This is a genomic window from Coleofasciculus sp. FACHB-542 (genome assembly GCF_014695825.1).
Classification (GTDB): domain Bacteria; phylum Cyanobacteriota; class Cyanobacteriia; order Cyanobacteriales; family FACHB-T130; genus FACHB-T130.
On sequence record NZ_JACJPB010000008.1, the window covers coordinates 101,603 to 126,098 of the forward strand.

Annotated in this window: 19 protein-coding genes; 12 read left to right on the forward strand and 7 right to left on the reverse strand. The window is 48.2% G+C overall.

Annotation, left to right across the window (positions count from 1 at the left end):
* Positions 1-114: 114 nt before the first annotated feature.
* The 4 genes from bioB (at position 115) to H6F52_RS01275 (ending at position 5,142) form a co-directional block, all read left to right on the forward strand.
* Entirely contained in the window at positions 115-1,200 is a 1,086-nt protein-coding gene (gene bioB, locus H6F52_RS01260) for a biotin synthase BioB (protein WP_190431981.1), read from the forward strand.
* Between the two features lie 262 nt (positions 1,201-1,462).
* The gene (locus H6F52_RS01265) at positions 1,463-2,047 is read left to right on the forward strand and encodes a biotin transporter BioY (RefSeq protein WP_190414984.1); all 585 of its coding nucleotides are present in this window, start codon (positions 1,463-1,465) and stop codon (positions 2,045-2,047) included.
* A gap of 133 nt (positions 2,048-2,180) precedes the next feature.
* Entirely contained in the window at positions 2,181-2,684 is a 504-nt protein-coding gene (gene lspA, locus H6F52_RS01270) for a signal peptidase II (RefSeq protein ID WP_190414983.1), read from the forward strand.
* A 208-nt stretch (positions 2,685-2,892) separates the two neighbouring features.
* Positions 2,893-5,142: a transglycosylase domain-containing protein gene (locus H6F52_RS01275; protein ID WP_190531387.1), complete on the forward strand. Its 2,250-nt coding sequence runs from the start codon at positions 2,893-2,895 to the stop codon at positions 5,140-5,142.
* A 172-nt stretch (positions 5,143-5,314) separates the two neighbouring features.
* Here H6F52_RS01275 and H6F52_RS01280 read toward each other — a convergent pair whose 3' ends face one another.
* Positions 5,315-7,939 (reverse strand): dynamin family protein, encoded by a 2,625-nt coding sequence (locus H6F52_RS01280; RefSeq protein WP_190531389.1) that lies wholly within the window; start codon positions 7,937-7,939, stop codon positions 5,315-5,317.
* Between the two features lie 137 nt (positions 7,940-8,076).
* On the opposite strand from H6F52_RS01280, the gene H6F52_RS01285 reads away from it, so the two are divergent.
* Together H6F52_RS01285 and H6F52_RS01290 are read left to right on the forward strand one after the other, a co-directional pair.
* Positions 8,077-9,363: a hypothetical protein gene (locus H6F52_RS01285; protein ID WP_190531391.1), complete on the forward strand. Its 1,287-nt coding sequence runs from the start codon at positions 8,077-8,079 to the stop codon at positions 9,361-9,363.
* A 218-nt stretch (positions 9,364-9,581) separates the two neighbouring features.
* The gene (locus H6F52_RS01290; protein WP_190531392.1) at positions 9,582-10,055 is read left to right on the forward strand and encodes an AAA family ATPase; all 474 of its coding nucleotides are present in this window, start codon (positions 9,582-9,584) and stop codon (positions 10,053-10,055) included.
* A gap of 122 nt (positions 10,056-10,177) precedes the next feature.
* On the opposite strand, the gene H6F52_RS01295 is transcribed toward H6F52_RS01290, so the two are convergent.
* From H6F52_RS01295 to dapF, 3 genes are all read right to left on the reverse strand, one after another.
* Positions 10,178-11,296, reverse strand: coding sequence for a hypothetical protein (locus H6F52_RS01295; RefSeq protein WP_190531394.1), 1,119 nt, complete (start codon positions 11,294-11,296; stop codon positions 10,178-10,180).
* 194 nt (positions 11,297-11,490) lie between these two features.
* The gene (locus H6F52_RS01300; protein ID WP_190431969.1) at positions 11,491-12,261 is read right to left on the reverse strand and encodes a glutathione S-transferase family protein; all 771 of its coding nucleotides are present in this window, start codon (positions 12,259-12,261) and stop codon (positions 11,491-11,493) included.
* 144 nt (positions 12,262-12,405) lie between these two features.
* Positions 12,406-13,245, reverse strand: coding sequence for a diaminopimelate epimerase (dapF, locus tag H6F52_RS01305; RefSeq protein WP_190431966.1), 840 nt, complete (start codon positions 13,243-13,245; stop codon positions 12,406-12,408).
* 116 nt (positions 13,246-13,361) lie between these two features.
* On the opposite strand from dapF, the gene H6F52_RS01310 reads away from it, so the two are divergent.
* Positions 13,362-13,574: an RNA chaperone Hfq gene (locus H6F52_RS01310; protein WP_190414975.1), complete on the forward strand. Its 213-nt coding sequence runs from the start codon at positions 13,362-13,364 to the stop codon at positions 13,572-13,574.
* Between the two features lie 40 nt (positions 13,575-13,614).
* Here the strand turns inward: H6F52_RS01310 and H6F52_RS01315 are convergent, their stop codons facing one another.
* The gene (locus H6F52_RS01315) at positions 13,615-15,957 is read right to left on the reverse strand and encodes a cation:proton antiporter (RefSeq protein ID WP_190531396.1); all 2,343 of its coding nucleotides are present in this window, start codon (positions 15,955-15,957) and stop codon (positions 13,615-13,617) included.
* Between the two features lie 228 nt (positions 15,958-16,185).
* On the opposite strand from H6F52_RS01315, the gene H6F52_RS01320 reads away from it, so the two are divergent.
* Positions 16,186-17,124 carry a M23 family metallopeptidase gene (locus tag H6F52_RS01320; RefSeq protein ID WP_190531414.1) on the forward strand — a complete coding sequence of 313 codons (939 nt, stop codon included), beginning with the start codon at positions 16,186-16,188 and terminating at the stop codon, positions 17,122-17,124.
* A gap of 497 nt (positions 17,125-17,621) precedes the next feature.
* On the forward strand, positions 17,622-18,179 hold the full coding sequence (locus tag H6F52_RS01325) for a late competence development ComFB family protein (RefSeq protein WP_190414972.1): 558 nt from the start codon (positions 17,622-17,624) through the stop codon (positions 18,177-18,179).
* Positions 18,180-18,253: 74 nt separating this feature from the next.
* Here the strand turns inward: H6F52_RS01325 and H6F52_RS01330 are convergent, their stop codons facing one another.
* On the reverse strand, positions 18,254-18,907 hold the full coding sequence (locus H6F52_RS01330) for a L,D-transpeptidase (RefSeq protein ID WP_199300291.1): 654 nt from the start codon (positions 18,905-18,907) through the stop codon (positions 18,254-18,256).
* A 120-nt stretch (positions 18,908-19,027) separates the two neighbouring features.
* Positions 19,028-21,004, reverse strand: a complete 1,977-nt coding sequence (locus H6F52_RS01335; RefSeq protein ID WP_190531400.1) for a DUF1565 domain-containing protein — start codon at positions 21,002-21,004, stop codon at positions 19,028-19,030.
* A gap of 565 nt (positions 21,005-21,569) precedes the next feature.
* On the opposite strand from H6F52_RS01335, the gene H6F52_RS01340 reads away from it, so the two are divergent.
* The 3 genes from H6F52_RS01340 (at position 21,570) to H6F52_RS01350 (ending at position 24,237) form a co-directional block, all read left to right on the forward strand.
* Positions 21,570-22,679: a thiamine phosphate synthase gene (locus tag H6F52_RS01340; protein ID WP_190531416.1), complete on the forward strand. Its 1,110-nt coding sequence runs from the start codon at positions 21,570-21,572 to the stop codon at positions 22,677-22,679.
* Positions 22,672-22,893 carry a sulfur carrier protein ThiS gene (gene thiS / locus H6F52_RS01345; protein ID WP_190426058.1) on the forward strand — a complete coding sequence of 74 codons (222 nt, stop codon included), beginning with the start codon at positions 22,672-22,674 and terminating at the stop codon, positions 22,891-22,893. The genes H6F52_RS01340 and thiS overlap by 8 nt, the downstream gene beginning before the upstream one ends.
* A gap of 339 nt (positions 22,894-23,232) precedes the next feature.
* Positions 23,233-24,237 (forward strand): DUF1517 domain-containing protein, encoded by a 1,005-nt coding sequence (locus H6F52_RS01350; RefSeq protein WP_190414968.1) that lies wholly within the window; start codon positions 23,233-23,235, stop codon positions 24,235-24,237.
* The last annotated feature ends 259 nt before the right edge of the window (positions 24,238-24,496 follow it).

Below are 24,496 nucleotides of genomic sequence, written 5' to 3' on the forward strand. Positions count from 1 at the left end.
ACCGTCTAATCGTAAAGGATAGAGTAAAGGTCAGGTTAAGGTATGGCTTTAGTTGTCTGCAAACCAAGTGATAAAATGCCATCGTTTCAATAAATACGATCAAAAGGGCCGAACGTGGTTCAAGCATCGGTGTCAAACGTGGATGTTAACAGCAAGTCTCAGGAGTCACTGCGGCAATGGCTGCAAAACCTGACCTCTCGGATTATTGCTGGCGAGCGGATTGGGAGAGCTGAAGCGATCGCTCTATCCCAAATTGAAGGTGAAGAAAATATTTTGCTGCTATGCGAAGCAGCCGACAAAGTCCGTCAAGCTTGTTGCGGAAACGTAGTCGATTTATGCAGCATTGTCAATGTGAAATCTGGCAATTGCTCGGAAAATTGCGGCTTCTGTTCCCAGTCTGCTCACCACCCCGGTCAAGACTCGCCAATCTATGGCTTGAAATCCACCGAGGAGATTCTTGCCCAAGCCAAAGCAGCTGAAGCAGCTGGGGCAAAGCGGTTTTGTTTAGTTTCTCAAGGACGCGGCATTAAGTACAACAGCCCCAAATCGACGGAATTTGAACAAATTCTGGAAACGGTGAGCCGAATTATTGCCGAAACCCAGATTAAACCTTGCTGTGCGTTGGGAGAAGTGACGCCAGAACAAGCTCAGGCGCTAGCTGAGGCGGGGGTAACGCGGTACAACCATAATTTAGAGGCATCGGAGAACTTCTTTGAGCAAATCGTGACAACTCATACTTGGCGCGATCGCGTCCAAACCATCCAAAATCTCAAAGCTGCGGGAATTCAAGCCTGCACGGGTGGAATCATGGGATTGGGCGAAAGCTGGGAAGACCGAGTGGATCTGGCGTTAGCGCTGCGGGAATTGGAAGTCGAATCCGTACCGCTGAATTTATTAAATCCCAGAGAAGGGACACCCCTAAGCGATCGCCCAAAAATCGATCCTTATGAAGCTCTCAAAGCGATCGCCATTTTCCGCCTCATCCTGCCCGAACAAATTCTGCGCTACGCTGGCGGACGGGAAGCCGTGATGGGAGAACTCCAAGCAATGGGCTTTCAAGCGGGAATGAATGCCATGCTGATTGGACACTACCTCACCACTATCGGGCAACCGCCAGAGCAAGACCATGCTATGCTCGAATCCCTAGGGCTGACGGGCGGCGAAGCACCCATTCCCGGCGAATATACTGCTAAGGTATGAGTGCTTTAGGGGCGGGACTCCCCGCTCCTGGTGAGGGCTGATGGCTGAGGGCTGAGGACTGAGGACTGAGGACTGAGGACTGAGGACTGAGGACTGAGGACTGAGGACTGAGGACTGAGGACTGAGGACTGAGGACTGAGGACTGAGGACTGAGGACTGAGGAATATTTCTCCCTTGCTCTTCTTGCTCTTTGACGCTCTGCTCTTTGACGCTTCTGCTCTTTTACTCCCCTGCTCTTTTACTCCCCTGCTCCTTTACCCTTGTGTTTGCTCCCACTGAACTACTGTGGGCCTTGATTGGCTTACTCCTAACGATTGGTGGTACGTTTCTGGAAGCGTATGTACCCAGCCTTCCTTGGAATTGGTCTCAGCAAGGGATTCAAACTCACTCGCTGGGCGTGACCTATCAAATCGGTGCCGTGCTGCTAGTTGGCTGTATGGGCGGTAAAAATGCCGGGGCACTCTCTCAAATTGCTTACCTGGCGTTGGGTCTCACTCCCTGGTTTCCAGTCTTTTCCCAAGGCGGAGGTCTCGACTATCTCACAGAACCCAGCTTTGGCTACTTACTAGGCTTTATTCCGGGTGCGTGGATCTGTGGCTTAGTGGCTTTTAAGGCACCGCAGCGATTGGAGTCTTTGTCCTTCAGCTGTATTTGTGGGTTGCTGGTCATCCATATCACTGGTTTGACTTATCTAATCGTGACCCATTTGTTAACCTTGGGAGCGGTATTACTGCCGTTATGGGAAGCAGTTTTGAAATACTCCGTCTATCCTTTACCAGCCCAAATGGCAATTGTTTGTGCAGTGACAGTCTTGGCTTATTTCTTACGCCAGCTAATGCTTTATTAAGTCGTTGGTTCGGTCATTAGTCAAGCGCTCGTTGGTCATGGGGTAGTGGGTTGATAGTCTACCGATACTGATTACTAAAGAACGATTGACTAATCACTCATCACGAATAACTAATGACTAATGAATAATTACAATGAATTTTAAAAATCACTATTTTTGGCTCGCCGCTTTCGTTAGTTTGATTCTGGATCGGGTAACTAAATATTGGGTGGTGCAGAATTTTGTCTATAAAGAAACGTGGGCGCTGTGGCCTAATGTATTTCACTTTACCTATGAATTGAACCCTGGGGCAGCTTTTAGCTGGTTTCAAGGCGAAGTTTGGTTGCCCTGGCTTTCTTTGGGGGTGAGTCTATTCTTGATCGGATTCGCTTTAGTAAACCCCCATTTGGATCGTTGGGAACAATTAGGCTGTGGCTTTATCTTAGGTGGAGCGGTGGGCAATGGAATTGACCGATTTTTCAACAGTTGCGTTATCAATGACAAATTTTTCAATGGTTGCGTCGTTGATTTCTTGGATTTTCGGCTGATTCACTTTGCAGTATTTAATCTGGCAGATATGTTTATTAATGTAGGCATGGTGTGTTTATTGATTGCCTGGTTTTGGAATCAACCTTCCTCATCTGGCAGACCACGGTGAAGAGATGAGGGCAGAGGAAGCAGAGGGAAGTGGGAGAAAGCTGATTTTTCCGTTGATAATTAATTCCCTTCTTTAGTTTTTTAAAAGACGATTTGTTAAAACCTATCTTTGTAAGCTCTTTCTCTTTTTCACAACGCCTCCCTAGGCAAGAGATTAGAATATTTAGTACAAACCTCTTGCTTGTCGCATTGAGCCTTTTGCCTCTGACATGACCTCACCCCAACAACCGCCTAAAACCATCCTGGGTCAACTAACTCAGGCAGTACAGACCATTCAAGCTAAGGTAAATTTTAATGCGCTGGCGCTGAAGCCCAATGCCAGAGTGCCGGAACTATGGGTGCAGGATGCCGGTGCTGCTAAGGCAGAGGTTTATCCACTATTGGGCGATCGCTATTTACTGGGACGCAGTTCTAAATCTTGCGATATCGTGGTGCGGAACCCAGTTATCAGTCAGATTCATCTTTCATTAAACCGAGAAGGACGGCGCGGGCAGTCCTTTGTCATTAAAGATGAAAACTCTACCAATGGCATCTACCGAGGGAGACGGCGGCTCAATAGCCTCATACTACGCCACGGCGATATCCTCACCCTAGGACCACCGGAATTGGCGGATGCGGTTCGGCTTCAATACCACAATCCGCCCCCCTGGTACGTGCTGGCGACTCGTTACGCCCTCTATGGGGTGGGTGGACTGACCAGTTTATTGGCATTGTGGATTCTTTTTGAGTGGCGCAATATTCCGATTCGACCTTTGCCGGCTGGCGTACAAGGACCAGTAGTAATTAATTCTGATGACGGAACGCCGTTACAGCGTCCCCGAACGATAGCGCACCGGGAATTGGGGCGATTATCAGATTTTTCCAAGTATCTGCCTCAAGCGGTGATTGCATCGGAAGACAGTCGCTATTACTGGCACTTCGGGGTCGATCCTGTTGGCACGCTGCGGGCGGTGGTGACGAATGTCAAGGGAGGCGGAATTCGTCAAGGCGGTAGCACGATTACGCAACAGTTGGCGCGGAGTTTGTTTCGGGAGTATGTGGGGACAGAAGATAGCGCGGGGCGAAAAATCAAGGAGGCGATCGTCGCTCTGAAGCTGGAGACGTTCTACAGTAAGAACGAGATCATGCGGAATTATCTGAACCGCATCTACCTGGGTGTTGGCGCTAACGGGTTTGAGGACGCGGCTCAGTTTTATTTCGACAAATCTGCCAGAGACTTAAATATTTCTGAAGCGGCGACGCTGGTGGCGATTTTGCCAGCACCGAATAGTTTTAATCCGATTCGGGATTATAAAACGGCGATTGGACTGCGCGATCGCATTATTAACCGCATGGCAAATCTAGGGTTTATCAGTGCGGAAGAAGCTCAACGAGCAAGGCGATCGCGTATTGACGTTAGCCCCAAAGCCAGAGAAGCTTTAGCTAGCATCAAGGCACCCTATTTTTACAGCTACGTTTTCACCGAACTCCAATTCTTGTTGGGAGAGCAACTGGCAAAAGAAGGCAATTTTTTTGTCGAAACCAATCTGGATCTGGAGACTCAACAAAAGGCGGAAACTGCCCTCCGCAACGGAGTTAATACCATTGGGGGAAGTTACAGGTTCTCTGAGGGAGCGATTGTCACCCTCGACTCCAGCAACGGATCAATTCGCGCCTTGGTCGGTGGCACAGATTATCAAAAAAGTCAATTTAATCGTGCGACTCAAGCCAAGCGACAACCAGGTTCCACCTTCAAAATTTTTGCCTACGCCTCGGCACTGGAACAGGGGATTTCGCCGGGAAAGTTTTATTCCTGCGCCCCTGTAGTGTGGCAGAGTCAACGCTTTCGGGGGTGCGAAAGAGTAGGGGGTAGCGGGACGGATATGTACACCGGGCTTGCCCAGTCTGAGAATGCGATCGCGCTGCGGGTAGCGCAGGATGTTGGTTTAGATCGGGTGGTGGAGATGGCTCGACGACTGGGCATCACAACGCCGCTTAATCCGGTTCCCGGTTTGGTGTTGGGGCAAAGCGAAACCACTGTCTTGGAGATGACGGGGGCTTTCGGTGCCTTGGAAAATGGCGGCGTCTGGAATCGCGCCCATGCTATTCAGCGGATTCGGGACAGCAGCGATTGCAAAGATTTCAACAATCCGCAAACCTGCCGGGTGATTTACTCCTTCGAGGAGGAAGCAGGGGCAACGAAGCGGGTGCTGTCACAGGGAATCGCAGATACCATGACGAATATGCTTCGGGGCGCAGTGCGAGGGGGTACGGCACGGGCGGCGTCGATTGGATTCGGAGAGGTGGGGAAGACGGGCACCACGAATAGCGGCGTTGACTTGTGGTTTATTGGCTACGTTCCCAGTCAGGATCTCGTCACCGGCATTTGGCTGGGAAATGACGACAACACTCCAACGCGAGGAAGTAGCGGACAAGCTGCCCAAGTTTGGGCAAACTATATGCGGCAAGTGGTGCGTTAAGCTATGTTGCTAGATATTTTCACGGGTGCGATCGCTCTTTGAGATTGAGGAGAATGCGATCGCTCCAGTTAATCTTATTGTTATTTCCAAAACCTCATTTAGTAAATATTCAATCGTTTAAATATATACATAAATGAGGTATTATTCTTCGTTTACACCTTTTCCAGCTTAATCAATACGGGAGAAATGCTTCAATATTCTTTTGTAACTGTTCAAATTCCCCGCGTTTTTGGACTATGAAAGCTTTTTTGATTTGACGTTGTTCTAGGGTTTCGTTGTGAATTTTCTCCTGCTGTTCTAGCAAGTTTTCGCAAAGGAAGATAGCTTGTTCAATGACTTTAATTGCTTCTTCAACTCTGGTATTAAAAACTAAATCAATAGTTTCACCAATCTTATCTGTAAGTTTTTCCGTAGCTTCGACAAATTTTTCACAACCTGTTTCAAATACTTTTAGCTTAATTTGATCGTGAATTCCACCCATGCCAAACCCAAGGGCTCCTGCTATTGCAGCTCCTACTCCAGCTACTGCCCACATAATTGGGCCACCTAGCCCCAATAGGATTAGCAATCCAGCGCCTAAGCCACCTCCAAAAAGACCTCCACTTATGTAAGTGTAAAAATCACCAAAGCTGCCCTCTATACCATTAATAGCAAGGTTTATCTGCTTACTAAAATCAGTATTTATATCTTTGTCAAGAAGAAGTAAGCTTTTTTGAAGGGTATCCAACTCTTCTTTGATAGAATTTTCTAAAATTTCAAAATGCGGCTTTAGTATTTTTTCCTTAAGCTCTTTGTTACCCCAGGTATCTATCTCTTGTTGTATGTCACGAAGAAACTGATTGACATAGTCTTCTATAACCCTCTGTTGGTCGAATATAGGATTATATTTGGAAGACCAGTGCTCAACTTTATTAGCCAACCGTTCACCTAATTCTTCAAGCCATTCCTGCAAAGATTCATTAGCTTCTTCAAATGATGCATCTTTTATTTCATCAGCTATAAGTCTAATTCTGAGATCGCGACCGCTTGCCTCCCCAATTTGTTCCAATATCTCCTGTTTTTTAGCTTCAGAAAGCGTTAACTTTCCAAGTAACACTTTTTCTGCTTGGTGCAGCCCGTCTAAACCTGCTTGATTCAACTCCTGAATTCTTATCACTGATTTCTTTATTTTTAAAAACCCGCGTTCATGCGTTAGAAATTGCTCAATAGATTGGGTGAAGCTTTGGAATGTTTTCAGGTATTCGTCGTCTGCTCCTTTCAGGATGGCTTTTAGCGCCGACTTAGCAGAGATATAGTGGATACGGTCTTCAGTCTTAATGAGCAGATTTTGTTGCTTTACAAAACTTTCAATGCGCTGGCTTACATCTTGACGATCTTCTTCCTCATCCAGTAAATCCATAAAGTTAACTAACACAAAAAGATTGTCAGCAGGCTCGTTTTCTTTACCGCCATTTAGTTGAGTTCTGACATCTTGTATCAATTCTTTTTCTTTTTCAGGAAGGAGACGCATAGCATTGGTCAGGAAAATAGCTGCATCCGTATCTTTGAGAAGTTTTTGGGTAATAGCTGTCCGATCTGGGTGTTCATTTAATCCAGGGGAATCAATGATTTCTACACCATTCCTGCATAAATCCAGATCAGGATGCTCAAAAATGATTTCGTCAATATCGGATTGTCCCAGTTGTTCGCTACGATGATCTCGTGCTGCTTCTTTAGGAATTGCTGCTTTTACTTTATATTGGTCAAGTGGAATTTCTTCAGAACGTCCATCCTTGTAGCGACAGACTACCTGCATTTTTTTGCCATATTTCAGAATAGTCACCGCACCGCTACAGGGAATTGCCCTTGCAGGTTGGATTTCTTCGCCCAGCAAAGCATTGAGAAAAGTAGATTTGCCTTGGCTAAACTCACCTACGACAGAGATACGAAACCGCTGAGATTGTAACTTTTGAGATACTTTTCCTAATTCTTTTTCAAGAGTATTAGGCAGCCGTTCATGCTTAGTGCAGTCTTGAATTGTCTGATAAAGCTGATAACAAAAATTGTCTAATTGCTGCCGATTCTTCTGAAACTGTTGCAACTGTTCGTAAGCGGTGTAATGGTGTTTATTTCTTTGGTGTTCGACTTTAGGAGGTGGAGGCGGTGAGGCATTGCTAGCTGCGTTAAAGGTAGCTGGCTGCTGTTGAGTTGCTGGTTGTTCAGGTTTATCAGGTAAAGCCGCCAATATTTCACTAGCTGCATTAACAAACACTGTGTCTAGCTCATGGAACCGAGAGGGGTCGAGTAAAGACTGCACTTCATCCAATGCTGCTGGATCTACGGGTCCTTGACGACTGAAAACAGCTTCTAAGACTGCTAGATGTTGCGGATTAATTGATAAGCGATCGCCAATTATTTCTAAATACCGCTTTTCACGAGTATCCATTACTCCATCAGCGGCTGATATTTCATAGCCAAAACTAATCAACAAAAGTCTTTGTGATTTTGATAACGGAGCTGCCAACCTAGACAGTTGACTTGGTTTTGTATTATCCAAATTCTCCTTTACTCCCTTGATCATCAAATGCGCTAATCGACGCACACCGCCCTCTGTGGGAATAAATCGATTAAGGGTTGTCAGTAGCCGTTGCTTTTCATCATCCGTAACTGTGCCATCAGCATAAATCACACCCAGTAGCAGCGTTACCAAATTTGCTAAAAATATCACGGGAGGCGTCAAATCCCGTTGGCTGAGCTTTTGCCCAGTAATGCGCGACAACAGATCAACCGCCTCAGAGCTAACCAGTGAAGTATCCATAAAGTCTGTAAGCCTATAGCGTATTTGTACTCTAGTATTCCCAGATTCAGCAGAAACTAACTCCGTGGAAATACGGTTATCTTCGCCGAGTAAGACAAGCTAGGCTCGAAAACATTAACTAATAACAACGTAGAAATATGTATTTTCAATTTGCTCCTGCAATTCAGGCTGCTATCGAGGCTGGTAAATATGTGCAAGTTTTTACATCAGCAGGAGTCCCAATAGGCATGGCTAGAGACGCATCTACTGGTCAGTTTGTCGCCCATGCCATCGGTGCTGTAGCCCAAAATAGCCCTCTATCGCCGCTGGTAAGCCCTTTACACTTGGTTACAAGTGGAGTGCAGATGTATCAAACGCACATGGGATTTCAAGCTGTCCAAGCTGGACTGCAAAGTATCCAGACAAGCTTAGGAGTGCTGCAAGCAACTACAGCCTTTATTGGGGTTGGAACGATGGCTGTGGGGGCATTGGCAGCAGTGAACCTGCACCAGACAATGAAACTGAAAAAAGAAGTAGGACAGCTAAGGCTGGAAGTCAAAGAAGGTTTTATTGATTTAAAACAAGCTTTAAAAGACCAAGGTGCAGAAATTAAAGAATTGATTGAGCAAGTTGCTCAGGATGTCGAATTCAGGAACCATCGGACAATTTTAATTCGAGCTTACGGGCTATTTACTCAGGCGCTTCACCGTCTTCGCTCTGCAATGCAAATACAAGATGCGAACCGTAGAAATGCTGAAATTGATGGTGCTAGAGGGATGTTATTTCAGGCTTTAGCTGACTATGACAACCGTGAGCTGTTGGAAGCAACTTGTTCAGCGGGACAGCTTCGCAGGCTGGAATGTGCTTGGGCAATTGAGCAGGCAATTATTACAACTTATCAGGTGCAGAATGAGCCTTCTGCTGTAAGCGATCGCCTATCGCACCTCCAAAACAAAATCCGTCAAGATTCCCTTAATGTTATTAATAGCTGTGAAACAGAGGATGAGCTTGATTTTCTCTTTCCTGAAATCACCCGCATTCACGATCACGATCTGGCTGTATTAGAATCTTGGCAAAATCAAGTTGATTGGATGCAAAGCCTCCCACCTTCAGAATTAAAATTACTCCAAAGTGCTGATTTTAGCAATTCAGAAGTCATAGTTAGTACAGATACAACTGCTTTGGCAGTACCTCCAGAACATTTACTCTATGAAAATTTAAAGCAAAAGTCTCATTTCGTATCCCTTTGCAATCAGCTTCAATTTATGATGCAGCCTGAACTACGTCGAGAGCCAGAATCTTATATTAGTCAGCAAGCTGCGATCGCAGGTTATAAAACTTTAGTACCCTCAAATTTACAGAAAGCCTCAAATTTAGCTGTTGCTAACCTGTACTGGTATTTCAAAGTCAGAGATGAAGCTGAAGACGAGGCAGTGACGGCGTAAAGTTTAAATATACGAAGATGCGATCGCTCAAATTTGACTGAGTCCGATCGCCTTCTCCATTCAAATAACAGTTGATGGTATTCGCTAATTTTTCTATTCGCAATTTTTTTAAGAGTAAATTGCTAAGTGTTAATTTAAAATTGCAATTACCATTACTTGAAAATTTCCTTTATTCTAAACTCTATGCTTAAATAAGGGCTATTGATAGGCTATTGTCTATGCAGTTAGTCATCTTTATCGGCTTGCAGGCTTCTGGGAAAAGTACCTTCTATCACACTCATTTTGCTGAAACGCATAAGCTGGTTAGCAAGGATTTGTTGCGGAACAACAAAAACCGCTCTAGAAGACAGACACAACTTATTAAAGAAGCATTTGAAATAGGGCAATCGGTTGTTGTGGATAATACTAACCCAACCGTCGAAGAACGTGCGTCACTCATTGAATTGGGCTGTATGTATAGTGCCGAAATTATCGGTTATTACTTTAAATCGTCAGTGAGTCAATGCCGGGAACGTAACCAGCAGCGCTTAGGTAAAGCACAGGTGCCAGATGTAGCGATTTACGCGACAATCAAGAAGCTACAACGTCCCTCTTCTAATGAAGGCTTTCACCAACTGTTCTATGTGCGAATGGCTGGTGACTTAACTTTTGAGGTTCGTGCGTGGACTAAAGATGAGGTCGCTGATGGATAGTGATACGTTTGAGAAACAAATGCGATCGCTGGCGATATCAATAGGCTGATCTAGCAGATGATTACTACCAGCAATCGGTTAAAAGCTACCAACTCATATTACATGACAGTCTGTATTCGTAATTACGATGCTTTAATTTCCTGAATCGCCCAGTCAATTACTTCTAAAAATTGCTTCGCCATCAACTCATCCTTCAGTGCAGACAAGGGAATATACCAGTTGTAGGCATTAACAGAAATCGATTTACCTACGACTGATTTTAAGCGGTTGAGAAGTTCAGTCTTTTTGTCTTCCAAGTTAAATGGACGTTCGTAGGCATAAATCTCAATATTGCCACCACTCCAAATTGTGAAAAACTTTCTGTTTTCTCCTTTGTAACTAATTATTCTGGGAATCAGAGACCCTTCAATTTTTCCTTTCCCCCAACTCACCTGCATTTTTTCACAATTGATCCAATTGAAAACGTTTCTAGCAGCTTGAGCTACATCACTCCCTTTTTTTGCCTCTAATTCTTGAAAGAACAAAGACTCATTCCATTGCTTACTCTCATAACTCAGTAGAGATTGCGTTGATTTTCCTGCCACTGTTTGACCAATAATTCTAGGAACAAGAGTTTTTAAACCTTGACCAACGTATTGGTTAATTTCAATTGCCAATACCTCCGCTGGATTCATTTGTTTATTTAAAAACTCCACAATACGTTGAAGTTCAGGAGGAATCTTGTCAGCAACAAAGACTAGACGGATTTTGCCAGCTTGCAGATTTGTCTTCACCTTTTCCCAAAACTCAGATGGGTTAGCATCAGCGCCTAGAAAATTGCTTAGGATCTGTTCAGAATCTTGACTTTTTATCTGACAATTAGCGTTAAATTGGGCAATGATTTTCTCAGCAGGCCAATAAACCACTGCATTAGCAGCATAGTCGAGCATCTGTCCAACTACCTCTCGCCGGATGCGGGTGTCAGTGCTACGCTTAACTTCCACTAAGGTAGGAATTCCATCTTGGTCGAGAAATAAATGGTCGAGTGCCCATCGGTCGAAACCATTTTCTTCAGATGGCACGGGCATCTCTTCTGAAACTAACAACCAACGTCTCGGTGCAGCACTGTTGATCTGGTCGCCAGCCAACAAACTCGGATAGTCGGCTAGCAGTTTTTGCAGCAAAGCTTCCGAGTCATAGGGCTGTTCGATCATTTCAACCAGCTGACCCTTGTCTTGAATTAGGTAAATAGCGCCTGTCATCAAAATTCCCTTGGGTTGACCTAATTTAAGGTTCCCGTTTTCAAGGTTCGATGTTACATCGCGATTAGATTTTGCCTATGAACAGGCTGGTCTGTTTATGACTATGCGATTTCCAAGCAGCCGCCGGGTAGTTCAACCGTGAGGATGCGATCGCTTCCCACTTTCACTTTGCCACGCTCAGGTGCAACGAACCCTTACCCCTGGCGTTCCTCACGGAACAGGCGCAAGATATAAGCTCCCGCCAGGGTTTCTCGTAACTCTTTAATTGCCACTGCAATCTCATCGGGCAACTCATCTAAGTGAGGCAGACTCGCCCCATACTCGGCAGGCAGTACAGCCGGAGCCGCGAGACAGGCAAATGTGAGGTCTGCTGCCGAAAAGCGATCGCCAACTAAGTAGGAACGTCCATCTGCCAACCGCGCGTTGACGTTCTCGAAGATGCGCTTAATCTTGTCGTGGGCACTGGCTGACGATTCTGCCGTGATATTGTAGCCTCGCCGTGCCGCCTCGCGAATCAACGGAAAAACGATTGGAAATGACGCCCGCTCAACAGAGGGTACGCCATCGCACCACAGTCGCCGCATCAACTGGCGATTATCTAGCAAATAAAAGTACGCCCAAAGACGGATGCTGGGGCCGAGCTGCTTGTTAAACAAATCTTCGAGTTTTTCAACCTCGCGGCGCAGCTTGGGATCGGCTGGGTAAAGTTTTGCACTTTCAGCCGTCATGCTATCTAGATACTGCAAGATATCAGAGGAATCGCTCAAAGTACCCGTTTCCGTCACCAGAACCGGAGTCGTTTGTCCGCCGCCATTTTTGCGGGTGGCTAGCCGATGAAAAAGCGGCATATGGCGTTCTTCAATGTAGGGAACTTCAAGCCGTTCTAATGCCCATCGTGCTTTTTCGCAGTAATGGCTGACGGAGATGGTGATGAGTCGGGGAGCCTTTTCTGGCGGCTTTTGCATTTTTGCTAGATCGCGCGATGTGCAACTTTACAGTGTAATTCCCGGCAATTGAGCGAGGGACTAGGGGAATCGAACCAACAGAGCTGTTCGGGTTTTGCTCCCCCAATCCCCATTTATCGGAAGGCTAAGAAAAAGCACATCGGATTATATCTGACCTGCGAATACGCGCTCTGCTGGCCCTGTCATGTAAACTCTCTGGTCTATTTCCGACCATTCGATTTCCAAACAGCCGCCGGGTAATTCAACGGTGGCGATGCGATCGCTCTTTCCAGTCAACACTCCAGCGACCACAGTCGCACAAGCACCCGTGCCGCAAGCTAAAGTTATTCCTGCACCGCGTTCCCAGACCCGCATTTTCAGGTAATCTGGGCGCACCACTTGAATAAACTCGGTGTTCGTCCGCTTGGGAAAAACGGGATGATGCTCGAACTGGGGGCCAATATTTTCTAAAGGAATCGCGGCAACATCCTCCACAAACGTGATGCAGTGAGGATTCCCCATGCTGACACAAGTTACCAACCAAGTAGCATCAGCGACTTCTAAAGGTTGAGCGATTACTTTCTCGTTAGGGGCACCCAGCGTCGTGGGAATTTCTGCCGCCAGTAGTCCTGGCATTCCCATATCGACGGTGACTTTCCCATCCGGCTTGATGTGCGGTGTCATGACACCTGCCAGGGTATGAATCCGATATTGAGTTTCTTGAGTAGATTTTCCTTCTAAATCAGCGAGAAATTTGCCTAAACAGCGAATGCCATTGCCGCACATTTCCGGTTCGGAACCATCGGAGTTGAAAATCCGCATGGTGTAGTCGGTGCCGTCTTGTCCCGGCAGGGCAAAAATCACGCCGTCGGCACCAATGCCAAAGTGGCGATCGCAAAACTTGACCGCTTGTTCTGGCGTTACCTTGGGTTCTGATGAGGAACGATTGTCAATCAGAATGAAATCGTTTCCCAGTCCGTGATACTTAGTAAACTCGATTCCCATTTAGCAATCCTTCGATTCGCAATTTTCGATTAGCATAAACTATGGAATGGGTAATGGTTAATGGCAGTCCTTCAATCCTGAAATCTGGCAATTCGCATTAGGAAAAATCTTGCATTATGACAACTGAACTGGAAACAGGCTTACCAAGCACTCGTCTCGTCCAAACATTTGTGAAAGAGGGACAAAGGGTTGAACTGAAACTCCTCACGAACGATGTACTCGTTGGTAAACTGCGTTGGCAAGATCAGAACTGTATTTGTCTACAAGATGAATCGAATCAGCAAACGCTGGTTTGGCGACACGCGATCGCTTATGTGCAGCCAAAGTAATTAGGAATCGGGAATCGGGAATCACTTTCCCAATGACCGATTACCTTGATTCGCCTGTTCGCTGATTGTCAGAGGGAAGATGCTCTTGTATCGCTTCGCTTACTGGCACGTTGAGCGTAGGGACTGGGAAAACCGGAGGCTCAGATTCGGGTGCCAACAACTGTTGCACTTGATTGAGGGGAAAACTGCCGCCGCATAAGAGCAGCTGATCGCCCGCTTGCAGCTCGGTATCGCCCCCCGGAAAGCGGATGAACTTGCCATCTCGCCGAATTGCTTGCACTTGCACCCCGTACTGGCGGCGAATATGCAGCTCAGAGAGAGGCTTACCGGCAACAGGGCTGGACTCGGGAACCTGCAACCACTGACAGGGAGCGGTTTGGCTTGGGATTGCCACTTCACCGTTTGCCAGTTGATTAAAAGCAGCTTGTTCGTTGGATTCTCCCACCACCAAGAGGCGATCGCCCACTTCCAGAGAAGTTTGCTTGTCTGGATAGTCCACTTCTTCCCCACCAGTTCGCCGAATTGCCATCAAAGTGACACCCGTCAATCGGCGCATATCCGTCTCCTGTAGCGTCATCCCAATCAAGGGAGAGTTGGGCGGGAGGGAATACCACTTGCTATTCATTTCGGCAGTGGCAATTTGTAAGTCATGAGCAATCTCCGAAGGCGATCGCTCTGGACGCAATGCCAGGTAATGGCTATTGCGAATTTGCTGCATTTCCTTCTGGATCTGCCATGTCGGCAATCCACTACCGGCTAATAGATGCGCCGCCAGTTCTAAACTCGCTTCAAACTCCGGTTGCACCACCTCTCGCGCCCCCAACTGATAAAGCAGTTCGATATCGTTGTTGTGGTTAGCGCGAACGACAATATCCAGATCCGGAGCCAATTCTAAAGCGCGTTTGAGGCAAAGGCGGGTACTCATCGGATCGGGAAGCGCGATCGCCATCCCCTTCGCCTTATCTACCCCCGCAGCTTCCAGTACGTGCAAACTTACCGCATTGCCATAAACATAAGAAACTTCTGCTTCTCTTAACTGCTGAATCCGGCTTTCCGACTGGTCAATCACTACCACTGGATAGTTATGCTCCTGCACCAGTTTGATCAGATTTCGTCCCACCCGTCCATAACCGCAGACCACCACATGATTTTGCAAAGGCGCATCTACCGCCACTTCCATCGGGTCATCCACCGGATCTAGATATGGCTTCAGCCAAGGCAACTCCAACAATTTTGGCACCAGCCGCATCACAAAAGGCGTCAGTACCAGCGTCACCGCAGTCGTGCCCAAAATCAGCAAGTAAACCCGCCGAGAAACCAACCCCAAAGCTTGTCCCTCACTGGCAAGAACAAACGAAAATTCTCCAATTTGAGCTAACCCCAACCCAGCAATTACCGCAGTTTTCAGCGGATATCCAAACGCTCTGACAATCGGCGTCACAATCAAAAACTTGCCGACGAAAACCAGCAAAACTAGCCCCAGAATTAACTCTAGGTTGTTCCACAGGAAAATCGGGTCGATGAGCATCCCAATCGCCGCAAAAAACAGAGCCGCAAACACGTCCCGCAACGGCTCCACATAAGTCAGGGTTTGGTCGGCGTATTCCACCTCCGAAATCATTAACCCGGCGACAAATGCCCCCATTTCAATCGAAAGACCCAATGCCTCCGTGAGCAACGCAATTCCCAAACACAGCGCCACCACGCCCAATAGAAACAACTCCCGGCTTTCCGTTCGAGCCAAGAGGCGCAGCAAGGGAGGAATCAGCCAGATGCCTGCTGCCACAGCCACAGCCGCAAATAACCCAATCTGTAACAGCGCTAAAGCCACAGCCTTGCCAATCGCTTCTGGCGGTTGATCCAGCGCTGGCAAGACAGCCAGCATCAACCCCAATGCCAAATCCTGTACCACCAAAATCCCCAGCATCACCTGAGCGTGAGGCGTCCCCGTCTCATTTCGCTCCATCAGACACTTAAAGACAATTGCGGTTGAAGACAAAGACAGAATTGCCCCCAGGAAGACACCCTTCGCTGGTAAGGTACCCCACGCTCCAGTGAGTCCACAGACTGCAACCGTGACTGCAATTGTCAGGGCAATCTGTAGTCCGCCTCCACCCAAGGCGATGCCTTTAACTTTTTTTAATTCCGCAAACGAAAACTCAACGCCCAAGGCGAACAACAAAAAGGCGACACCAAATTGAGCCAGGGTTTCTATCTGAACCAATTCTTTAATCAGTCCCAACCCCGCAGGCCCAACGACGATTCCACCGACGATATAGCCCAGTAACGCAGGTTGCCGCAGCAGCGCTGACACCACTCCACCGACGGCTGCTGCTGCCAGAACGGATACTAAGTCAACAATCAGTCTAAAGTCTTCTTGCACAAGTTTGTTTTATGAGAACAAGTATAAAGGTATATAAACTTTAGGATACAGAGTTTTATGGACTGTGCTAACGCCATTGCCTCAGGTTTCCATTGGGCAACTGGGATCAATTGCGGGAAGGCGGTGGAAACAGTCCAGGCAAGGTGATAGTCTATCCGCTAGTAATAAAGGTCATAGACAAGGTCATAGACGCTTTGTCAATTACTGGCTTGGAGAAAATTGCCCGTGATGTCGCTTAAGACTCTGTTTCAATCTCGCCATGACCGGCGGCTGGTTTCTACACTCTTGTCCAGTCAAAAGTCCAAAGCGAACTGTAAAAACAAAGAATTCTTTCTGTTGCCTTTTGCTTTTTTAGTTTCTACTGCTTTGCCAGTCAAAGCTTTGCAGGTACAGGTGGCACCCAACAATCCCCAGCTTGGGGATACGCTCTCGGTCGTGATTCAGACGGACTCTCCTGGTTCGCAGAGTCCCACGGTTTCTTTCAAACAGAAGACTTACCGGGCGTTTTCCCTCGGTCAAAATCGCTTTCGAGTCTTGCTACCGACAACGCCTTTAGACAAGCCGGGAACGCTACAAATTCGGGTTGCTGGTGATGGGGAAGTCAAAAACCTGTCGTTGCCATTGCGATCGCGCAATTTCCCGGTGCAACGGATTACCCTACCCCCCGGAAAAGCCGGACAATCAGCAACCCAACTTGAACTCAACCGCGTGGCAGCTTTTAAAAATTTGGTGACGCCGCAAAAGTTCTGGAATGGTCCTTTTCTCAAGCCGAACCGAGGTAGCATCACCAGTATTTACGGGGTTCGCCGTTACTACAATGGCAAGTTTGCCAATGACTACTACCATCGCGGGGTTGACTACGCGGGTGGGTATGGTTCGCCGGTAACAGCACCAGCATCGGGAAGAGTGGCGCTGGTGGGACGGGTTGCTCAGGGTTTCCGCGTTCACGGAAATGTAATTGGGGTAGATCACGGTCAAGGCGTCACCAGTATTTTTATGCACTTGAGCCGGATTGATGTCAAGGAAGGGGATTTTGTAAAAGCGGGACAGGTGATTGGGGCAATTGGTTCAACGGGAGCTTCAACGGGTCCTCACTTACATTGGGGATTGTATGTCAATAGTCTTGCCGTAGACCCAGTACCTTGGAGAACTCAAGGAGTTGAATGAGGTTTTTTGAAGTTTTGATGAATTTTTTTAGGTTTTAATGTATTTGGTGTTGTATTGAGGAAAGATTGTGGCAGGGTTGCCTCTCCGAAACGAGATTGCGAAGCATTTTTCAATGTCTTCGACTATCCCACCGAGAGCTAGTGTAGGCTTTTCCGAAGCGAAAGCTTTGCGGACGGGGATTGTAGATAGTCATCTGAGAAGCGTAAATGTTGAATAGCCTTTGGGAAAAATCCTGAAAATTCCCACGGTCAAAGCAATATTGTTAGTTCGCTAACCGACTGATGTTAAGCCTGCGTAGTTTTGCGTATTTTGAGGCGCTGGTTATGCCAGGATAGATGAGTGGGCATGGGCGAAAAAACATCAACGCAGGTTTCGGCTTCGTTGAGGGCGTATCAACACTCGAAAACGGGCACGCACTTTTAGGGAAGCGGTAATCCCTGCCTCGCTTTCCTAGCCAACCAAAACAGTTTGGATGGGGTATCCAGCAGGATTTTTAGATGAGTATTGAAAAAATTGTTGAACAAGCCCTGCAGGATGGTTATCTGACGCCAGCGATGGAAGCAGAGGTGGGGCGCATCTGTGACACGGCTTCTGAGCTTTCGATTGAAGAATACATGGCTCTAGACCGTCTGATGGGCGCACTGTTAACTGGGGAAGTGGTTGCAGTTCCTCGAAAACAGTTCATCAATGTCATGGAAGAGTTGGTGCTGACGGAAGCGATCGCTAGAGTCGCAGAAATTGAGGCAACCAGCGATCGCGTTCTAGATGTCGGCGATATTGCCGCCTACGCGCTCAATCGCTTGCCTCCGCTGTATGCCACGACGGAGGAAGGTGCTAGCTATCAGCGAATGCGGGCAAAGGATGAACTTCAAGAGCTGATTACCCAGCAAGTAAGCGAAGCGATCGCCCGGAATCTGGATCGTCCCGAATTTTTCCCAGAACGGCAAGCGCTCAGCAAAGCGAACGACAGCGACGTGTTCAAGCAGGTGAGTTCTTTACTCCAAACCTACGCACCCAGCTTTGAACCTCAATCCAGTAACCATAGCAACGAATAATGGAAGAGTTATAAATGATGAATTTTGAGTTTTGAGTGATTAATTCAGAACTCAAAACTCAAAACTTTTCCCTCCTACCTGCGAACCAGCACGAGTGTCCCTTTCGCGACCTGCTGATAAAGCATCCGAATATCTTGATTTCGCATTCGCAAGCAGCCGTGGGAGACTGCTTGCCCGATCAGGTGTTCTTCGTTGGTGCCGTGAAACCCAATTTGATGACGCCCATCCGACCAAAAACCAATCCAGCGATCGCCTAAGGGATTATCATTCGCCCCAGATGGGATAACTTCACCCGTAATCGGTTGACGCCACGCCGGATTTTGGTTCATTTGCAAAACTTGAAACGAACCCGTGGGCGTTTCCCAACCTAACTGCCCCACCGCTACGGGGTAACTGGCTTGCAGCCGATCGTCACGGTAAACATAAACCAGGCGATCGCTCAAATCGACAACGAGATACGATTGCCAAGCGGATGCCGCCTGAGCGGTTTCTAGCACTGAATATTCCCGATCGGTTGAGCGGCTATTTGAAGATCGATTTTTACTCCACAATTCTCCAAGCTGCCAACTTGCCAACTTGCCGACCTGGCGCTGACTCCGAATCGGGGAATCCAAGCTGACGGTCGTCACCCTTGAAGAACTTGTCCGCCTAGAAACTGAGAACAACACCACCGCTGTTCCAAAACAAATTAGCATCAAGCTTCGAGAGAGCGACTCATCTCTTGACATAACGGTCTGAGCTAAGAATGATTACAGGTCAAAATAACCAACTGTAGAACATTGGGTCGTGGGTAATCATCCGGGGTCAATGACAACGGACAATTAACCATCAACCCCTGACAAACAATATTAATTCCTTGACTCAATCGTGGCTGCTAAACCTTTCGTGTTGAGCATTTGCTGCATTTCCAAAGCGCGATCGCGGGTGCTAAAAGCTCCCGCCTGCATCACCGTCCGACCGTTGGAGCGCGTGCGGAAGGCATCGGGTGCAAGCGATCGCACTAAAGCCTCTTGGCGCGAATTCTGAGTATCCACCACCACCCGATAACGCAAACCTAGAGCTTGTTGACTACCCCCAGCTCGGCGGGGCACTCTCCCACTAGCCGCCCGACTGTTGCCGATATTCCCCAAAGGAACATCCGGACTTGGCACTGGCAGCAAATCTGAGGAGGCCGAAGCTTGGAGAGGCTCCTGGGGTGCCGCCCCAAAGTCCAGAGTCCGGGGTAGAACCGGCGACGGTTGAGACGGGGCGGATGACGGTAGCGCCGGTAATGTAGAAGCTGACGACGGTAGCGCTGGTAATGTCGTCGCTCTGGGCGACCGGGAAGTCGGCAACGGCGACCGAGCAACCGGAGGCGGCGCGGGAATTTCTAGGGGTGCAGTCTGGGGCACAGGCGATATCGGCAAGGGAGACGCTGTCGCTCTGGGCTGCTGGGGCGGCACTACTGGCGACACCACCGGAGGCACCATCGGAGGCTGCAATGTTGGTAATCCGTAAGCTGACGTTCTTGCTTGCTGAGAGGTTGGGGCAGGCGGTTGAACGGAAATTTTAATCCCGGTGCTGTCAGTGGGTACCGATTGTACTGGAGTTAAAATCTCTGAGTTCGGGCGGTTAGAGAGGAGTGGCAAAGATTGAGAACTTCCACCATTCCTCGCTACTGGCTGAATCGGTGCCAGGGCTTCCTGTGGCGGCAGGGAAGCGGTGGGAAGCGGCTTCAGAAGACCGCTGGCAATGGGAGCCTCTACAAGCGGGGTGGGCGGGATTGCCATGCCCGTTAGGTCAATGCGTCCTGCCGTTTTGGCAGTGATCTCATTCCCATAGGCAGGAATCTCCTGGCTTGAAGCCTTGGTGTTAATGTCCAATAGACCATTAGCACGAAAAATATTGCCTCCCGGTTCGCCAGCCGTTCCTAAATCAGGACGAGCTTGAGAAACTGCCACTAACCCATAGCGAGTGTTGTTTTCAATAATATTATTCCGGAGAACGGGTGTTGCCTTGGTTTCGACGACGACCCCATCTTTGTTGCCACTGATGCGATTGGCAATTAGCTGCGGGGCAGCATTATGACCGATACTAATGCCAAATCCCGTATTTTCAAAGACATTTTCCCGCACTTCCGGTCGGGAAGTCCCGTAAATCGTAATCCCATTGCCCCCGTTTTCATAGAAGTAGTTGTTGCGAATGCTGGGGGCACTGTTGCCAGTGACGGCAACTCCATCATGCTTACTTCCCGTAAAGGTGTTATCCGCCACCATCAGACTGGTGGATTCAATCCAAAGACCGTAACCTCGTGGATTCGGATTCGTCACCGTGACGCCCATCAACCCCGCCTGATTTGCCCCAGCGATCGCTATATTTTGACCGCCAAAGAAACGACTGAGGAACTGACCGCCGCCAAGGATGACAATATTCTCCCCTTTGGTGCCGCGATCGCCCTGAATCGTTACACCGGCTTTGAGTCTTAAGGGAAAGGTTTCACCCGTTTCGGTGCTGTAGGTGCCGGGTGCCAGTACGATGGCGGTGTTCGGCTGAGCGACCTGCAAGGCATGAGTAATCGTTTGGAACGGTTCCTGCTCGTCTCCAGTGCCATTACTGTCATTTCCCGCAGCGGGGTTGACATACAACCGATTCATTTGTGACATCTGCGTCTGCCCGTCCGGGGGAACCTGAGCCACCGTCGGCTGTGCCTGGATTGCGGTAACGTCCAGCCAAGGGATTGCGATCGCAGTCGCGAGTCCTAAGAAAATGCGACAGGTACGAACAGACGGACGGCATTTTCTGACTAGGGCATTCAATTGACGATTGTGGGGGCATTTCAAACTCACGGCTCTACTCCTCTCAAGTTGGCACTGCAATATCGGTAAAGGCTGATGGAAGAAAGCACCTAGTTTTAGTCTATGCACCCCTATTTTGGGATAGAGGCTACCCGTTTGTTTACATTTCTTACATTTCTAAAAAGACCCCAACAGCTAACAGCTCATCAACCTGAGCATCCTCTTCAAAGCGAGGAATTCGATGGGCATTCCAAAAGAAAATTCTGTGGAGGCATTCTTTGAATGATAATACTGCTGTTAAACGTTCTTAAATAGGTAGGTACAAAAAACTAGAAACCCGTAGGCTAAAGGATTGGGATAAGGACGCTACTTGCTCCTAACCCATAGACGAAATGTTACTGACTTAGTTCACATGACTTAGTTCACAATCCGCACGATATCAGCATTGTTCATTTTGCTCAACCTTGTTAATCCCCGCATTCTATTTTTTATTCAGTTGGATAAAATATATGGGGCAATTGAGGAAATTTGGTTGGTACGTGCTACCCTGTCACTTCACGGATTTCAGAAATTAGGGAACTAGACTGCTACGATGAAAAATAATGGAGTGGTTGCGATGGGCGAGAAACACAGCGTTCGAGAGCCAGTTGGGGACTTGCTCATACAAGCACAGCCAGCGGTTTGCCGCATTCTAGACGCCAATTTAGACCGAGCCAGAGAAGGCTTGCGGATTATCGAAGAATGGTGTCGCTTTGGCGTGAATAGCTCCCAATTAGTCAATGAATGCAAGCAAATGCGGCAGGAGCTAGCCAAATGGCATGGCATGGAGCTTCGGGCTGCACGGGATACCCCAGGTGATGCGGGCACGGAGTTGACCCATCCTCAAGAACAACAGCGCTCTAGCATTCAGCAGCTGTTGCAAGCCAATTTTGCTCGTGTGGAAGAAGCCCTGCGGGTGCTGGAAGAATATAGCAAGCTTTACGACCCCGACCTAGGCGCTGCGGCGAAGCAATTGCGCTATCGAGTGTATACGTTGGAGAGCAATTTGCTGGCTTACCGGCGACATCAGGTGCTGTTGCGATCGCATCTATACCTCGTTACTTCTGCCTCAGAACAGCTATTTTCCATCGTTGAAGCCGCCCTGCAAGGGGGACTGACTCTGGTACAGTATCGCGAAAAAATTGCCGACGATTCTGTGCGAGTCGCCCACGCTTCCAAACTCCGCCAGCTATGCCATCAATACGGTGCCCTGTTTATCATGAACGACCGGGTGGATCTGGCTTTGGCAGTGAATGCCGATGGCGTGCATCTGGGACAACAAGATATCTCCATCGCCCTCGCCCGACAGTTGCTAGGGCCACAACGCCTGGTTGGTCGCTCCACCACGAACCCGGAAGAAATGCAGCGAGCTATCCAGGAGGGTGCTGACTATATTGGAGTTGGCCCCGTTTATGAAACTCCCACCAAAGTAGAGAAAGCTGCTGCTGGTCTGGATTATGTCCGCTATGCGGCTGAAAATGCCTCGATTCCCTGGTTTGCCATTGGGGGCATTGATGCGAATAACTTAAATGATGTGCTGGAGGCGGGAGCCGAACGAGTGGCAGCGGTTCGCGCCATCATGCAGGCAGATCAGCCGATGTTAATGACTCAGTATTTCCTCTCCCAGCTGAGTCGTCTGCAAACTCTCCGCTCTGTTGATGTTCGCGTTCCCCAATCTTATGTTTAGTCCGTCTGGTCAGATCGCGCTGCAAGTGAATGGGGAACCCCGCACCTGCCCGCCCGACACTAAATTGCCCCAGTTGTTAGAGCATCTGGGGTTAAATCCTCGCCTAGTGGCGGTTGAGTACAACGGTGAGATTCTCCATCGACAGTTTTGGTCGCAAACGGAGATCAAAGAGGGGGACGCGATTGAAATCGTCACCATCGTCGGCGGCGGCTAATTGGAACCTCAGAGATGAAGATTGAACAAGGAATGGCTGAAGATAAATTCTCGGTTGTTTCTCGGAAAACAGCCACAAGATTTACTCCCCATACTGTACTTTTCATCTGTGGTTTCTAGTCCAGTTCCTGGGTAACGCACAGCGATTCGCGTTATCCCTCATCCGTCATCCTTTCGAGTACGGATTCCCCGTGAGGAAATCCGCCCCGCATTGATCCCGCGCCAGTCGGGTGGAGGCGATACATTAAAGATGTAGCTCGGATCGCTCGATAGTTAGGAAGATGCTAGGAGTTGCTGCCAGCCGCTACAGTTTTAATCAGATTGAATAGGCACAGTATGTATGCGTAATAAACTGCTTTCAGCAATTAAACCCCTTTTGAAATCTTTGTTCGTCTTTGGTCTGATCCTTACCCTGACGCTAGGTCATGCTGACGGAGCTTTAGCAGCTCGCTCAGGCGGTCGGATTGGAGGGGGTTCCTTTAGAGCGCCCAGCCGCAGCTATTCGCCTCCTAGCCGCACCTACGCGCCACCATCCGGCGGATACTATCCGGCTCCTTATCCTGGGGGTGGATTTGGGGGTGGATTTGGGTTCCCGTTGCTATTTCCCTTCTTTGGCATCGGGGGCGGATTTGGCGGTCTGTTTACAATTTTGATTTTCCTGGGAATCGCTAACTTCTTGGTTTCCAGCTTCCGCCGCGTTGGTGTTGGCGACGCGGGTGAAGCCGATTCGCTGGGCTACGGCAATCCCAAAGTTTCTGTGGCAGAGGTGCAAGTGGGTCTTTTGGCAGAAGCTCGCAGCTTGCAAGGAGAATTAGACGAGTTGGCGCGTACATCTGATATGAGTTCCGCCATCGGTCGTGCCCAAGTGCTTCAAGAAAGTACCCTAGCTTTGCTACGTCACCCGGAATACTGGGTGTATGGGGCAGCAGAATCTCAGCAAACAGCGTTACAAGCCGCAGAAGCCAAGTTTAATCAGCTAGCTCTGGGTGAACGCAGCAAAGTCACCGAAGAGACTCTCTCGAACGTCAATAATCAGCTCAAGGCAGCAACGCCCAAAGCATCTTTACCGGCGGGATCTGAGGAAGCTGGCAAGCTGGCAAATCAGATGATGGCAGAAGGCCCTAGTGAATACATTATTGTGACGATTTTGGTGGGTGCCGAAGGCAATCTGCAACTGCCGAAAATCAACAGCACTGACGATTTGCGTCAAGCCTTGCGTCAGATTGGTGGCATCGGGAGCGATCGCCTACTTGCAGTAGAAATTCTCTGGGCACCTCAGGCAGAAGGCGACACGCTTACCTCTGATGATTTGCTGGCTGAGTATCCCAATCTCAAACTTGTTTAACCCTCAACGGATACGGGCACTCTTGCTATGCGCCCCTATCTATTTCTCCTGAAAAGGAGGCTGGTAATCAGCCTCCTTTTTCAATTTTGACGACGGCTCAATAGGAGCCATTTATAATTTACTGTTTTCCCTTGAGCTGGTATTATTAAGTGCTTATGTAAAATAAATTACACATAATAAAAAGTAGAATAAGCTAAAACAAAAGTCAAGAAAACAAGAGACTTATGAGATTTATTAGAGATTTAAGCCGAGAAACTCA

Coding starts and splice junctions, on each gene's coding strand:
- lspA (WP_190414983.1), top strand. CDS start 2,181: ATGAATTTTAAAAATCACTATTTTTGGCTCGCCGCTTTCGTTAGTTTG.
- H6F52_RS01275 (WP_190531387.1), top strand. CDS start 2,893: ATGACCTCACCCCAACAACCGCCTAAAACCATCCTGGGTCAACTAACT.
- H6F52_RS01280 (WP_190531389.1), bottom strand. CDS start 7,939: ATGGATACTTCACTGGTTAGCTCTGAGGCGGTTGATCTGTTGTCGCGC.
- H6F52_RS01285 (WP_190531391.1), top strand. CDS start 8,077: ATGTATTTTCAATTTGCTCCTGCAATTCAGGCTGCTATCGAGGCTGGT.
- H6F52_RS01290 (WP_190531392.1), top strand. CDS start 9,582: ATGCAGTTAGTCATCTTTATCGGCTTGCAGGCTTCTGGGAAAAGTACC.
- H6F52_RS01295 (WP_190531394.1), bottom strand. CDS start 11,296: ATGACAGGCGCTATTTACCTAATTCAAGACAAGGGTCAGCTGGTTGAA.
- H6F52_RS01300 (WP_190431969.1), bottom strand. CDS start 12,261: ATGCAAAAGCCGCCAGAAAAGGCTCCCCGACTCATCACCATCTCCGTC.
- dapF (WP_190431966.1), bottom strand. CDS start 13,245: ATGGGAATCGAGTTTACTAAGTATCACGGACTGGGAAACGATTTCATT.
- H6F52_RS01310 (WP_190414975.1), top strand. CDS start 13,362: ATGACAACTGAACTGGAAACAGGCTTACCAAGCACTCGTCTCGTCCAA.
- H6F52_RS01320 (WP_190531414.1), top strand. CDS start 16,186: ATGTCGCTTAAGACTCTGTTTCAATCTCGCCATGACCGGCGGCTGGTT.
- H6F52_RS01325 (WP_190414972.1), top strand. CDS start 17,622: ATGAGTATTGAAAAAATTGTTGAACAAGCCCTGCAGGATGGTTATCTG.
- H6F52_RS01330 (WP_199300291.1), bottom strand. CDS start 18,907: ATGTCAAGAGATGAGTCGCTCTCTCGAAGCTTGATGCTAATTTGTTTT.
- H6F52_RS01340 (WP_190531416.1), top strand. CDS start 21,570: ATGGGCGAGAAACACAGCGTTCGAGAGCCAGTTGGGGACTTGCTCATA.
- thiS (WP_190426058.1), top strand. CDS start 22,672: ATGTTTAGTCCGTCTGGTCAGATCGCGCTGCAAGTGAATGGGGAACCC.
- H6F52_RS01350 (WP_190414968.1), top strand. CDS start 23,233: ATGCGTAATAAACTGCTTTCAGCAATTAAACCCCTTTTGAAATCTTTG.